Source organism: Aurantibacter aestuarii (assembly GCF_003008425.1).
Classification (GTDB): Bacteria; Bacteroidota; Bacteroidia; order Flavobacteriales; family Flavobacteriaceae; genus Aurantibacter; species Aurantibacter aestuarii.
On the sequence record NZ_PXOQ01000013.1, the window covers coordinates 1 to 324 of the forward strand.

At 69.8% G+C, this 324-nt stretch carries 1 protein-coding gene; it reads left to right on the forward strand.

The window, feature by feature from the left end:
• Positions 1-324: hypothetical protein (locus tag C7H52_RS13475; protein WP_221405039.1), on the forward strand; the 324-nt coding region annotated here is incomplete at both ends.

A 324-nucleotide genomic window follows, 5' to 3' on the forward strand; every position in this document is an offset into this window, starting at 1 on the left:
GCCAAGGTGATCGACGGCCCGATCGGCTGGTTTCAGTACCTGTCGAAGCACGCCGCCCGCGGGGTGAAGCACTACCAGCGCAACAACGAGAACATCCCCGAGGCGTGGCTCCGCAAGACCGGCCGCGTCTGGGGTCACTCCGGCGATTGGCCCCTCGATGCGCCCCGGAAGTTCGGCCTACAGGGCGCCCAGGGCGATGCAGGCTGGTACTGGATGCGGCGCATGGTCCGGGGATGGCGGCTGGCCGATGCACGGGCAGCAGGGGACCGCAGGCGCATCCTCTACGCGCGTGGGAGCTTCCGGTCGCCGGAACCCGAGCTGTCG